General features: G+C 39.5%; 12 protein-coding genes. 7 read left to right on the plus strand and 5 right to left on the minus strand.

All coding sequences use genetic code 11. The annotated features are described in order from the left end of the window. Positions 1-6 precede the first annotated feature (6 nt). Both NSQ41_RS07865 and NSQ41_RS07870 read left to right on the plus strand, forming a co-directional pair. Positions 7-468: a DUF6884 domain-containing protein gene (locus NSQ41_RS07865; RefSeq protein WP_130157983.1), complete on the plus strand. Its 462-nt coding sequence runs from the start codon at positions 7-9 to the stop codon at positions 466-468. Between the two features lie 27 nt (positions 469-495). Next, positions 496-1,161 carry a TrkA family potassium uptake protein gene (locus tag NSQ41_RS07870; protein WP_269467019.1) on the plus strand — a complete coding sequence of 222 codons (666 nt, stop codon included), beginning with the start codon at positions 496-498 and terminating at the stop codon, positions 1,159-1,161. Between the two features lie 552 nt (positions 1,162-1,713). Here the strand turns inward: NSQ41_RS07870 and NSQ41_RS07875 are convergent. The 3 genes from NSQ41_RS07875 to NSQ41_RS07885 all read right to left on the minus strand — a co-directional run bounded on the left by NSQ41_RS07875 (position 1,714) and on the right by NSQ41_RS07885 (position 5,328). Continuing rightward, on the minus strand, positions 1,714-2,964 hold the full coding sequence (locus NSQ41_RS07875) for an IS4 family transposase (RefSeq protein ID WP_339192832.1): 1,251 nt from the start codon (positions 2,962-2,964) through the stop codon (positions 1,714-1,716). Between the two features lie 480 nt (positions 2,965-3,444). Beyond that, positions 3,445-5,112 carry a ribonuclease J1 gene (gene rnjA / locus NSQ41_RS07880; RefSeq protein ID WP_339211385.1) on the minus strand — a complete coding sequence of 556 codons (1,668 nt, stop codon included), beginning with the start codon at positions 5,110-5,112 and terminating at the stop codon, positions 3,445-3,447. Positions 5,113-5,118: 6 nt separating this feature from the next. Then, the gene (locus NSQ41_RS07885) at positions 5,119-5,328 is read right to left on the minus strand and encodes an RNA polymerase epsilon subunit (RefSeq protein WP_063389639.1); all 210 of its coding nucleotides are present in this window, start codon (positions 5,326-5,328) and stop codon (positions 5,119-5,121) included. Positions 5,329-5,702: 374 nt separating this feature from the next. On the opposite strand from NSQ41_RS07885, the gene NSQ41_RS07890 reads away from it, so the two are divergent. Beyond that, positions 5,703-6,473: a Cof-type HAD-IIB family hydrolase gene (locus NSQ41_RS07890; RefSeq protein WP_339195374.1), complete on the plus strand. Its 771-nt coding sequence runs from the start codon at positions 5,703-5,705 to the stop codon at positions 6,471-6,473. 176 nt (positions 6,474-6,649) lie between these two features. Here NSQ41_RS07890 and def read toward each other — a convergent pair whose 3' ends face one another. Continuing rightward, positions 6,650-7,204 (minus strand): peptide deformylase, encoded by a 555-nt coding sequence (gene def, locus NSQ41_RS07895; RefSeq protein WP_063389641.1) that lies wholly within the window; start codon positions 7,202-7,204, stop codon positions 6,650-6,652. A gap of 97 nt (positions 7,205-7,301) precedes the next feature. Next, positions 7,302-7,436 carry a YjcZ family sporulation protein gene (locus tag NSQ41_RS07900; RefSeq protein ID WP_339195380.1) on the minus strand — a complete coding sequence of 45 codons (135 nt, stop codon included), beginning with the start codon at positions 7,434-7,436 and terminating at the stop codon, positions 7,302-7,304. Between the two features lie 518 nt (positions 7,437-7,954). On the opposite strand from NSQ41_RS07900, the gene pdhA reads away from it, so the two are divergent. The 4 genes from pdhA (at position 7,955) to lpdA (ending at position 12,848) form a co-directional block, all read left to right on the plus strand. After that, a complete protein-coding gene (pdhA, locus tag NSQ41_RS07905) occupies positions 7,955-9,076 on the plus strand; it encodes a pyruvate dehydrogenase (acetyl-transferring) E1 component subunit alpha (protein WP_063389642.1) in 1,122 nt (373 codons plus the stop codon). A 2-nt stretch (positions 9,077-9,078) separates the two neighbouring features. After that, entirely contained in the window at positions 9,079-10,056 is a 978-nt protein-coding gene (locus tag NSQ41_RS07910; RefSeq protein ID WP_063389643.1) for an alpha-ketoacid dehydrogenase subunit beta, read from the plus strand. Positions 10,057-10,130: 74 nt separating this feature from the next. Next, the gene (locus NSQ41_RS07915; protein WP_339199770.1) at positions 10,131-11,429 is read left to right on the plus strand and encodes a dihydrolipoamide acetyltransferase family protein; all 1,299 of its coding nucleotides are present in this window, start codon (positions 10,131-10,133) and stop codon (positions 11,427-11,429) included. 3 nt (positions 11,430-11,432) lie between these two features. Continuing rightward, complete coding sequence (lpdA, locus tag NSQ41_RS07920) at positions 11,433-12,848, plus strand: dihydrolipoyl dehydrogenase (protein ID WP_339211388.1); 1,416 nt, start codon at positions 11,433-11,435, stop codon at positions 12,846-12,848. Positions 12,849-12,939: the final 91 nt, after the last annotated feature.

The following is a 12,939-nucleotide window of genomic DNA, read 5'->3' on the forward strand; positions in this document are numbered from 1 at the left end:
TGTTAAATGAGAAGGATTTGTGTCATACCTTGCGGAACAAAAAAAGTATGGGATAAAGAGCCCAGTGCAGGTGCTGTTTCCGCAGAAAAAGCGTATATAGGAGTTTTTCACCGCCTTTGCCAGGCGTATGCTAAAAAATTTTTCGATGAATGGGTGATTTTGTCTGCCAAGCATGGCTTTTTGCGGCCAAATGATTTTGTGCCTGGTCCTTACAATGTTTCCTTTAGCATGAAAAAGCATCCTGAATTAATTACAATCAACCAATTGAAGGAACAAGCGGTTGAAAAAAATTTGTTAGATGTAGATGATATTGTTCTTTTGGGAGGAAAGAAATTCCGTCCATATATAGAACAAGTGTTTACAAATAAGACAGCTTTTCATTATCCTCTTTCCGATTGCAAAGGAATAGGGTTTATGCAGCAAAAGTTGAAACAAGCGATTGATTTTGGCCAAGAAATACAAGAATAATGTCATTCAAGTTGTAATGGGGGAGTATTGATGAAAAAGGAGTTTGCCGTAATCGGGTTGGGGCGGTTCGGCGGAAGCATTTGCCGAACGTTATCGGAAGAAGGAGCAGAGGTGCTTGCCATTGATGTGGATGAGGATCGAGTAAACGAATTTGCCAATATTGTTTCACATGCTGTTGTAGCGGATACAACGGATGAAGCCGTATTAAAAAGCTTGGGAATCAGAAATTTTGATCATGTAATCGTAGCCATCGGCGACAATATTCAAGCGAGCATTTTGACAACCATTATGTTGAAAGAACTAGGAGTTAAGCATATAACGGTGAAGGCTCAAAACGACTATCATGAAAAGGTTTTGTCAAAAATAGGAGCAGATACAGTTGTTCACCCTGAACGGGATATGGGGCGGCGGCTTGCCCATAATCTTCTTTCGAACAATGTGTTGGACTATCTTGAGCTGTCGGAAGAGCACAGCATTGTTGAAATTGCTGCTAACCGCAACATTGCCGGCCATTCTCTCATCGAGCTCGATATTCGTGCGAAATACGGAATCAATATTGTTGCGATTAAACGAAATAACGAAATTATCGTATCGCCGCAAGCTACAGAAGTAATCAAGGCAGGAGATATTTTAATTGTCATCGGAGCTGACGTCGATATTGATCGGTTTGAAAAGAAAGTGCTAGGAGAATAATGAAAACTTATATACATTCGGAGCTTTAAATGTTTCATCCGCATGGGCAAAATCAAAATCTACTGAAGAATGAACTGAACTTATCCAGTCAAGTAAAAACAATCATTTGAAGCTTACATGGTAATTGAATGAGAAGCAGCTGTCTAGAATGCCTCAAGACAGTTCTTCTCATTCTTTTTTTGTTTGCCGGCTCAAAATCCTTCCTTATTGCAAGAATGTCGTTGTTTTTTCTGGCAATCGAATACATGTCTTCTTTAACTACAAATTGATTTCTTTATTATCTCCCTTTACTGCTGCCACTTGCAGCACCTGCTCCTGAAAAATTCTGATTATGACATTATCCAAGTCGAATTTTTTCATCAAATGTTTTTCAAATGATTGCGTATAAATTTATACAGTAGCGTTGCATAAAAAAATTTAATGTTTGTCAAGCTCAATAAAAATTCCAGTTATTTCATGTAACTGAATATTCAGACATACAATCTTTCTAAGCAAGCTTAAAAGGACAATGACGTCTTAATCGGCAGTCCATTTCCACAATTTGGTAATATATTACAGAAACATTGGATCATAAACTAAATCGTCTAGGTGTTCCACCTCCCCTTCTTCAAATTGGTACACGATGGTTTCAAAATCTTTTTCCCAATGGTATTTTTTCCGACCGTTGGACGTTCGAATTGGCTTTTTAAAAAGGGAGCGAACAAAACAGTCAAAACCTTTAAAAAGCAGATTCTGTAAAGTTCGCTTGATCTCTAATAAAGGACCATCGTGATTCACTTTTAATTGGAGCATGGCCTGTAAGCAATAGGTGATTAGGGCGATCCAAATTTGATTGTAAACGGCATTTTGACTTTTTCCATAAAATCTTTTTATCTTAAGGTGCTGTTTCATCCATTTAAAGAAGGTCTCTATCTTCCAGCGATATCGGTATAAATCTGCAATCTCTTCCGCAGAAAGATCAAAGCAATTGGTTATGATGATCACGGGATTCCCTTCGCTGTCGACCGTTTCGATCAATCGGAGAGGATGAGTCATTTTGGTATGATTACGGTCATTTCCTAAAATGACAATCTGATCCCTATAAATCAAACGTTCTGGATTGGGAATCCGTTCCGATAAAACTTCAATCTCTGCGTTCTTTTTAAGCCGGGTAATGAATCGCACCCCTTCTCGGCATAAGCGGTCGAACTGTTTGTAATCGACATACCCTCGATCAAACAAGTAAATCGCATTTGGATCGATTTCAATGAGTTCGTCCATCTGTGTGCGATCGGCATGTTTCGCGGGTAAGATAATCCCTTGATCCGGAACAGTGATATCCTTCGTTACAACAACCTTTAAATGGAGTCGAACACCAGCCTTTGTCTTACGAAAAGTTGCCCATGGATATTGGCTCAAACTCATGCTCATCGTGGTAGAATCAATGACCAGAAGACGACCAATGTTTCGGATGATCGGGGCATTTTTCATTTGCCCTTGGATCTTTAAGACCAGATATTTAAATACTTTTTCAAACAGTTGAGGGGATAATTGGCCTAATTTGCGAGAAAGTTGCGAAGTACTAATTGCATCAAATTCCAGATATGTCTGCAACTCTTCCTTGTCTTTCAAATGTTTGGCCAATTTTGTTAAGCTTTCCAATTCGTTTAACTGAGCGATGATACAAAGTTGTAAAAACTTATACGCCGTTAATTTTTTAATGTATTTGTCAACGTCAATCACATTAATTAGTTTTGAAAAAGTTATTGGATCGATCTCTTTAAATAGTTCATTTATTGTGGATTCTGTGGTATTCTTATCCATAATGGTTTCTCCTTATTCTTAGGATTTGGATAGGACTGCCAATCCTAATTATAAGGAGTTTTTTTATATCCAAAAAGATGAAATTTAACATAAAATTGGGCTTGACAAATTAAAATTAACTTAATGCAATGCTACTGAAATTTATATGATGGCACAAACGTACATAAAATGTCTTTCTGCTCTTCTATTAAACACTTGTATATTGGGGAAATTAACCACAAAACTTTTCGGTTTTTTCATTTACATGTTTTGACATCCGTCTTTCTCCTCTTCAAGCACTCACTTTTTCGTTTTTTATAAGAACTTTTAGCTGACGGCTGTCCGCTTTAAAACCATCTACCTAAAAAAGCAAGAGCGGCCGGACGCTGTATGTTATGAGCCGACAAAATAACAACTGGACATTTTTCCAAAATAAATCCCTCTTATGTTAAACAGTATGTTCCACTGTCAACACAAGAGGGATCGATCACAAGTTATTACTTAAATTTCCATTATAATTGGCAAGATCATCGGTCGGCGTTTCGTTTTTTCATATAAAAACGGAGCGAGTGTATCGGCGATTTCATTTTTGATTTCCGACCACTGCGTAGTTCTTCTTTCCAATACTTTATTTAAGTGCTTAGTAATCAGTTCTTGGGCATCTTTAATTAAGTCACTGGATTCTCTCATATAAACAAAGCCGCGCGATATAATGTCAGGGCCTGCAGCAATTTTGAACTCTTTCATATTGATGCTGACGACAACGATTACGAGTCCTTCTTCTGATAAAATTTTTCGGTCTCTTAACACAATGTTTCCAATGTCGCCAATTCCGCTTCCGTCAATATAAACGGATCCGGACGGAATTTTACCGGCAATGGATGCTTCGCGGTCGTTCATCGCCAGCACATCCCCGTTATCCATAATAAAACAGTTTTCCTTTGGAACTCCACAATCGACAGCTAGTTTCATATGCATGATCTGCATTCTATATTCTCCATGAATCGGCATAAAATATTTTGGCTTCATTAACCGCAGCATTAATTTTTGCTCTTCCTGTCCGCCGTGGCCAGATGTGTGGATGTCATTTAACGACCCGTGAATTACTTCCGCACCGGCGCGGAAAAGCAGATTGATCGTTCTTGAAACCGATAAAGTGTTCCCTGGGATGGGCGATGATGAGAAAACGACCGTATCGCCGGGAATAATTTGGATTTGCCGATGAGTTCCATTTGCAATTCGGGACAGAGCGGCCATTGGTTCACCTTGGCTTCCTGTACATAAAATCACGACCCGATGAGCGGGCAGACGGTTTATTTCATTTGCATCAACAAACGTATCTTTCGGGCAGCGAATATACCCGAGTTCTTGACCAATTTGGATAGCTGCTTCCATACTTCTTCCAAAAACAGCTATTTTTCGATTGTTTTTAACAGCTGCTTCAGTTACTTGCTGAAGTCGATGAATATTGGATGCAAATGTTGCAAAAATGATGCGGCCGCTTACTTTTCGGAAAATGTCGTGAATGCTTTCGCCGACCCGTCTTTCAGACATTGTAAATTCAGGAATTTCGCTGTTTGTGCTGTCCGATAAAAGACAGAGCACACCTTCTTTGCCGATTTCCGCCATTTTAGTTAAATTTGCAGGTTCCCCGACTGGAGTAAAATCAAACTTAAAATCTCCTGTATGAACGATATTTCCTGCGGGAGTTTTGACAACAATTCCATATGAATCTGGAATGCTGTGAGTTGTACGGAAAAAAGTTACGGCAGTTTTTCTGAACCGAATCACATCATCCTCCTGGATGATGTTTAGTTTAGCTTGTCTTAAAAGTCCATGCTCTTCAAGCTTATTGCGAATCAGTCCGATCGCCAGTTTACCGCCGTAGATTGGTACATTAATTTCCCGCAGCAAATAAGGTATACCGCCTATATGATCTTCATGACCATGTGTGATGAACAAGCCTTTAATTTTTTCTTGGTTTTTTACTAAGTACGTATAGTCCGGAATCACATAGTCAATCCCTAGAAGTTCGTCTTCTGGAAACTTAATTCCAGCATCAATTAAAATGATTTCATCTTGAAATTGCACACCGTACGTATTTTTTCCGATTTCACCCAATCCGCCGAGGGCGAATGCTGCTACTTGGTCTCTTTTTACAAATTTCATATACTATCATTTCTCCAATACAGAAAAATTTTCGCTTTGTTTTTCAAATTCATAAAACGGACCGCTGATCGGTTGAATATATTCTATGTTTATGGAGCGGCCTTTTAATTTTTCACGAACTTCTCTTTCTGATTCCGCTTCAACGAAAAATGTTTTCGTTCTTTCCCGAACAGGCGGTTCATTCGGGTTTTCCTGATAAAAAACTTTAAACATCATTTGCGTAATCTCTCCTTACTTTCCATGTTAAACTAGCTTTTATTATTATAGTCGATTCTGATGGCAAATCCAACCTTCATTGAAAATAACGAAAACCGGGCTAAAGCCGCCCGGTTTCTTTAAGCAATCGATTTTCTGCGAAGCAATTGCTTCCACTGTTTTTTAATTTTTTTCTTTAAACGTTTTAACATATCAACTCCTCCTTCATTAAGATGTCAAAGTCGAGTCCGATTGTATTTACTTATATTATATGCTATTTTTTTATTTTTTTTATGGCTAAACGTGGAAAAGCTCTATTGACATAAAGCGTTTGCATACTATACCGTTTTGTTTAGTGTAAATAAGGTTTCACGAAAGAGAAAAGGAGATTGAACATGGGGAAAAAATTTATTTTTTTTGATATAGACGGTACTTTATTGGATCATGATAAACATTTGCCGGAATCTACTCTTGACACGGTCTCCCGTTTGAAAAAAGCCGGACATCACGTCGCCATCTCAACCGGCCGCGGCCCTTTTATGTTTAAAAAGCTAAGAGAAGAGCTAGGAATCCATTCTTATGTCAGCTATAACGGACAGTATGTTGTGCATGAAGGAGAAGTCATTTATGAAAATCCTTTGAAGGTCGATGCGTTGGAGCAATTAATCGAAGCGACTGAAAATACTGATTACCCGCTTGTATTTTTGAGTGAAGAAGATATGAAAGCAAATGTGGAAGATCATCCGTTTATTCATGAAAGTTTGAAATCTTTGCACCTCTCGCATCCTGAGTGCAGACCTGATTATTTTCAAGAAAAACCTATTTACCAAGCGCTTTTGTTTTGCAAAGAAGGAGAAGAAGAACAGTTCAATATTTCTGAAGAGATAAAATTTGTCCGCTGGCACCAGCTTTCAACTGATGTTGTTCCAAAAAAAGGATCGAAAGCAGAAGGGATCAAAAAGATAATGGATATGCTTGGCGTTAGCCGTCAAGATGTGGTTGCTTTTGGAGACGGTTTGAATGATATAGAAATGATCTCGTTTGCTGGAACAGGCGTTGCTATGGGTAATGCTGTTTCGCATGTGAAAAAAGTAGCTGATTTTGTTACAAAGCCTGTTGATGAAGATGGAATATTTTATGCTGCAAAGCAATTGCAGTTGATATAAATCAGAAGTCAAAATCAAAAAAAGCCTTGCAAAGGCGATTTCAAATGGTAGTGTGCACAAAAAATTTCTCTTTATGAACAAAAAATCCCGAAAGAACTATTCGGGATTTTTTGCATGGATTTTCGTTTTGCTTCAAAATATTCCGCGGCTTGGATGCCGGGCGCTAACTTCTGGCTTCATCTGTCAATTGGAGTTGCATTTTCCGGTTCTTTAAAAGGATTCTCTTTATTGATCCGATCATAAAACATAATGCCGTTTAAATGATCTATTTCATGCTGAAACACAATAGCGACAAGACCTTTTAAACGAAGGTCGACTTCATTGCCTTCAAGGTCAACCCCTTTGACGCGGATGCGTGCATAACGCGGAACATATCCTGGAACCTCTCTGTCAACGGAAAGGCATCCTTCACCGCTTGTTAAATAACTTTGTTCCACCGAATGGCTTACAATTTTTGGATTGAACAGGCCGTACGAATATAATTTTCCTTTTTCATCCGTCACATGAACGGCAATCATTCGTTTTGATACATTAATTTGCGGGGCGGCAAGACCGATCCCAGGCCGCAATCCATATTTTTCTGCAATCTCTGGATCTTGACTGTTTTTTAAGTATTGAAGCATCTCCGCTAAAATTTTTTTCTCCTCTTCAGAAGCGGGCAATTCCACTTCCTTGGCAACTTGACGAAGAGTTGGATGTCCTTCCTTAATAATATCTTCCATTGTAATCATGGCTAATCACTCCTGAACCTATATCAACAAATTTCATTATACATAAATCTTTTAAAAGAAACAAAAAAGAATTGCCCGAAAATCGGACAATCATCAATTAATAGTTTAAGCAGACAGCGCCAACAATAATGAGCAAAATAAAAAGCACAGCGATCAATACAAATGTCCAGTTTGAAACTGGAAAATATCCGTATGATGGGTAATGATAAGACGGATTGGAATAATAATGCATCTCTTTCACCTCCACATAAGGACTCCATATCGCCTTATTTAGGTCAAATGTCTATATCATCGTATGATGAAGCAAAATAAAGGTATAGACGTTTGCCTAGAAGCCTTCCTTATTTATATAAATTCTTCTGTAATTTATATAGAGAAGCAACACGCTCTCCAGATAAATGATTCGCTTCCGTCTGTATCTGTAATAGTGATACAGAATTATCTGTTGTATTAGTACAGATTTAAAAGTAAAAATATTTCCAATTATCTTGAAAGCGTTTTATATATTGTTTTAAAAATAAACAAATTAATTGACGCATGTGAAAAAAGGGTGTACACTATGAAGTGAAATCGATGTGTATTACTATTTTAAATAAAAAAATTAATACAGTTTGTAAAGCGATCTTGCAATGTACTTGACGATTTTGGCAATTAAAGATCCGCAATGTGTGTCTCCATGAACAATTTGGGGTAATCTAGTTTTATGGATGAATTTAAAGGCTGAGAAAATGAAACGAAGAGGTGTGTTGAATGGCAAAAAAGGCGAAAAATGTTGTCGTTGACAGCGAAAAGCAATTTGATGCGATTCGCAAGGAATTCCAAACGTTCCAAATTTTAAACGAAAAAGGCGAAGTCGTGAATGAAGATGCGATGCCTTCCCTTTCTGATGAAGAATTAAAGGAATTAATGAGACGAATGGTATTTACCAGAGTGTTGGATCAGCGTTCAATTTCTTTAAATCGTCAAGGTCGTTTAGGTTTTTACGCACCGACTGCCGGACAAGAAGCATCACAAATTGCTTCTCATTTTGCCTTGGAAAAAGAGGACTTCATTCTCCCGGGCTATCGTGATATACCGCAGTTAGTTTGGCATGGATTGCCTTTGTATCAAGCATTTTTATATTCCCGCGGGCATTTTCATGGAAACCAAATGCCTGAAGACGTAAATGCTTTTTCACCGCAAATTATTATCGGCGCCCAATATGTGCAAGCTGCAGGGGTAGCATTAGGTTTGAAAAAACGCGGCAAAAAAGCAGTTGCTGTTACGTATACAGGAGATGGAGGAACGTCTCAAGGCGACTTTTACGAAGGAATAAACTTTGCTGGGGCATTTAAAGCACCTGCTATTTTCATCGTTCAAAACAACCGGTTTGCAATTTCAACACCTGTAGAGGTGCAAACTTCAGCTGAAACACTTGCACAAAAAGCTGTTGCAGCTGGAATCCCTGGTATACAAGTAGATGGAATGGATCCGCTTGCTGTTTATGCAGCTGTGAAGGAAGCGCGTGAACGGGCAATAAACGGTGAAGGTCCGACATTAATTGAAACATTATGCTACCGCTACGGTCCGCATACAATGGCAGGAGACGATCCAACGAGATATCGGGCAAAAGAGCTTGATGACGAGTGGGAGGCAAAAGATCCGCTTGTTCGTTTCAGAAACTTCCTTCAAGCAAAAGGATTGTGGAGCGAGGAAGAAGAAAACGAAGTTATCGAAAAGGCGAAAGAAGATATAAAAGAAGCAATCAAAAAAGCGGATGAAACTCCAAAACAAAAAGTGACAGACTTAATCAACATTATGTTTGAAGAAGGAAGCTGGCCTTATAACCTAAAAGAACAATATGAAATTTATAAAGAGAAGGAGTCGAAGTGAGCATGGCGCAAATGACAATGATTCAAGCAATCACTGATGCGTTGCGTACGGAACTGAAAAACGACGAAAATGTGTTAGTATTTGGGGAAGATGTTGGTGTAAACGGCGGTGTGTTCCGTGCAACAGAAGGACTTCAAAAAGAATTCGGCCCAGACCGAGTTTTTGATACACCTCTGGCAGAATCAGGAATTGGCGGCTTGGCAATCGGTTTAAGCACACAAGGCTTTCGTCCGGTAGCTGAAATTCAATTCTTCGGTTTTGTTTATGAGGTTATGGATTCCATTTCTGGACAAATGGCGCGTTTGCGTTATCGCTCCGGGGGCCGCTGGCATGCTCCGATCACCATTCGTTCTCCTTTCGGCGGCGGCGTTCATACCCCTGAGCTTCATGGGGACAGCTTGGAAGGCTTGATGGCGCAGCAGCCTGGTTTAAAAGTCGTTATTCCTTCCACCCCTTATGATGCAAAAGGGTTGCTTATTTCAGCAATTCGGGATAATGATCCGGTCATTTTCTTGGAGCATATGAAGCTTTATCGTTCCTTCCGTGATGAAGTTCCGGAAGAAGAATATACAATTCCGATCGGCAAAGCGGATATAAAACGTGAAGGGAAAGATATTTCGATCATCACTTACGGGGCAATGGTGCATGAATCTTTAAAAGCTGCTGACGAACTTGAAAAAGAGGGCTTTTCAGCAGAAGTGATCGATTTACGAACAGTAAGTCCGCTGGATATAGAAACGATTATTGCTTCAGTAGAGAAAACAAACCGCGCGATTGTCGTGCAGGAAGCCCAAAAACAAGCAGGAATTGCTGCTAATGTTGTTGCAGAAATTAATGAAAGAGCGATTCTTAGCTTGGAAGCTCCAGTTTTCCGCGTGGCAGCTCCGGACACTGTCTATCCATTCTCACAAGCGGAAGATGTATGGCTTCCAAACTACAAAGATATCGTTGAAACGGCTAAAAAAGCATTGAATTTCTAATTGGCTAAAAAGAGGAGCATCATCTTTTCTTCTTTTCGGCCATCAACTGAAAATTATTTAGGAGGTTGAAATCTGTGGCTTTTGAATTTATAATGCCGGATATCGGTGAAGGCATTCATGAAGGTGAAATAGTAAAATGGTTTATCAAACCTGGTGATGAAATCAATGAAGATGATGTTCTTTGTGAAGTGCAAAATGACAAAGCAGTTGTTGAAATCCCTTCCCCTGTAAAAGGAAAAGTATTAGAATTAAAAGTGAATGAAGGGGAAGTTGCAACTGTCGGTCAAGTATTAGTCACAATTGATGCTCCAGGTTATGAAAATCAATCAAAAGGCGATGAAAGCGGTGAAGCAGCAAAAGAAGAAAAGCCTTCCACAGAAGAGCAAAAAGTGGAAAGCAACGCTTCACAGTCTGCTTCAGAAGACGTAGATGTTAACCGACGCGTTATTGCAATGCCATCCGTCCGAAAATATGCGCGTGAAAAAGGCGTTGATATTCGATTGGTACAAGGCTCAGGAAACGGCGGACGCATATTGAAGGAAGATATTGATGCTTATCTGAAAGGTGGACAAGAAGAAGCAAAACCTGTTGAAAACGTGGAAAAAGAAGCTGCAACAGGCGTATCGGCAGGAGAAAAAGCAGCGCCGGCTCCGGTTGTCCTTGAAGGAGAATTCCCAGAAACCCGCGAGAAAATCAGCGGTATTCGAAAAGCAATTGCAAAAGCGATGGTTAAATCGAAGCAAACTGCGCCACATGTAACATTAATGGATGAAGTCGATGTAACAGAGCTTGTTGCACATCGGAAGAAATTTAAAGCTATTGCGGCAGAACAAGGCATTAAGCTTACATATTTGCCTTATGTTGTCAAAGCTTTAACATCGGCACTTAAAAAATATCCAGTATTAAACACGTCATTTGATGATGAAACAGAAGAAGTTATTCATAAGCACTATTACAATATCGGAATTGCAGCTGATACGGAAAAAGGACTTTTAGTTCCTGTTGTCAAACATGCAGATCGAAAATCGATTTTTGAAATCTCGGCAGAAATTAATGAATTGGCAACAAAAGCGCGTGAGGGCAAACTTACTCCAAATGAAATGAAAGGCGCATCATGCACGATAACCAATATCGGTTCCGCTGGCGGCCAATGGTTTACTCCTGTCATTAATCATCCAGAAGTAGCCATTCTAGGTCTCGGACGTATTTCTGAAAAACCGGTTGTGAAAAACGGAGAAATCGTTGTAGCCCCTGTTTTAGCGCTGTCTTTAAGCTTTGACCATCGAATGATCGACGGTGCAACTGCACAAAATGCGCTTAACCATATTAAGCGTTTATTGCATGATCCCCAATTATTACTAATGGAGGCGTAATAAATGGTAGTAGGAGATTTCCCGATTGAAACTGACACTCTCGTCATAGGAGCTGGTCCCGGCGGCTATGTGGCTGCAATAAGAGCTGCGCAATTAGGGCAAAAAGTTACGATCGTTGAAAAAGGATCTCTTGGCGGCGTCTGCCTCAATGTTGGATGTATTCCTTCTAAAGCATTAATTAGTGCAGGACACCGTTATGTAGAGGCTAAAGAATCAGAAGATATAGGAATAAAAGCTGAAAATGTAACACTAGACTTTTCTAAAGTGCAAGCTTGGAAAGAAAGTGTCGTCAAAAAACTTACAGGCGGTGTTGAAGGCCTTTTAAAAGGAAATAAAGTTGAAATTGTAAAAGGCGAAGCATATTTTGTTGATCGCAACACCGTCAGAATCATAAACGAGAATTCAGCTCAAACGTATAAATTTAAAAATGCAATCATTGCAACTGGCTCCCGTCCAATTGAAATTCCAAGCATTAAATTTTCTGAGCGAGTCATTGACTCAACAGGAGCGTTGTCCCTGCAAGAAGTTCCGAAAAAAATGGTTATCATTGGCGGGGGAGTCATTGGCATAGAGCTTGGAACTGCTTATGCGAATTTCGGCACTGAAATTGTGATTATTGAAGGAGACAAAGAAATTCTTCCAGGATTTGAAAAACAAATGACAGCTCTTGTAAAAAGAGCGTTGAAGAAAAAAGGAAATGTCGAAATTCATACTAGCGCACTTGCAAAAGGTGTTGAAGAAACAAAAGACGGAGTAAAAGTGACATTTGAAGCGAAAGGAAAAGAGCAAGTAGTGGAAGCGGACTATTGTTTAGTTACAGTAGGACGCAAACCAAACACTGATGAACTTGGTCTCGAACAAGTCGGAGTAGAAATCGATGAAAAAGGCTACATTAAAATTGACAAACAGTGCCGGACAAATATTTCAAATATTTATGCTATCGGCGACATCGTTCCAGGACCTTCTCTTGCTCATAAAGCTTCATATGAAGGGAAAATTGCTGCAGAAGCGATTTCTGGAAAACCTTCTGAAATCGATTATAACGGAATTCCTGTCATTGTCTTCTCAGAACCTGAGTTGGCTTCTGTCGGATATACGGAACAACAGGCTAAAGACGAAGGAATTGACATTGTGGCAGCTAAGTTTCCATTTGCAGCAAACGGCCGCGCATTGTCATTAAATGCAACCGATGGATTTGTAAAATTGATTACACGAAAAGAAGACGGCCTTGTTATTGGGGCTCAAATCGCAGGTGTCAGCGCATCAGATATGATTGCTGAACTTGGACTTGCGATCGAAGCAGGCATGACGGCAGAAGATATTGCCTTGACGATTCATGGCCACCCGACATTAGGAGAAATTGCAATGGAAACTGCCGAACTTGCACTTGGAACACCGATTCATATTATAAATAAGTAATGCAGCCCAAAGGGGCAGTCTAATAAGTCGTTTTTTCGGCTTATTGACTGCCCCTTTTAATGTTTAATAACGTTGATATATCGGTGTTTAT

Origin of the sequence: Aeribacillus sp. FSL K6-8210 (assembly GCF_037963925.1) — a bacterium.
GTDB lineage: Bacteria > Bacillota > Bacilli > Bacillales > Aeribacillaceae > Aeribacillus > Aeribacillus composti.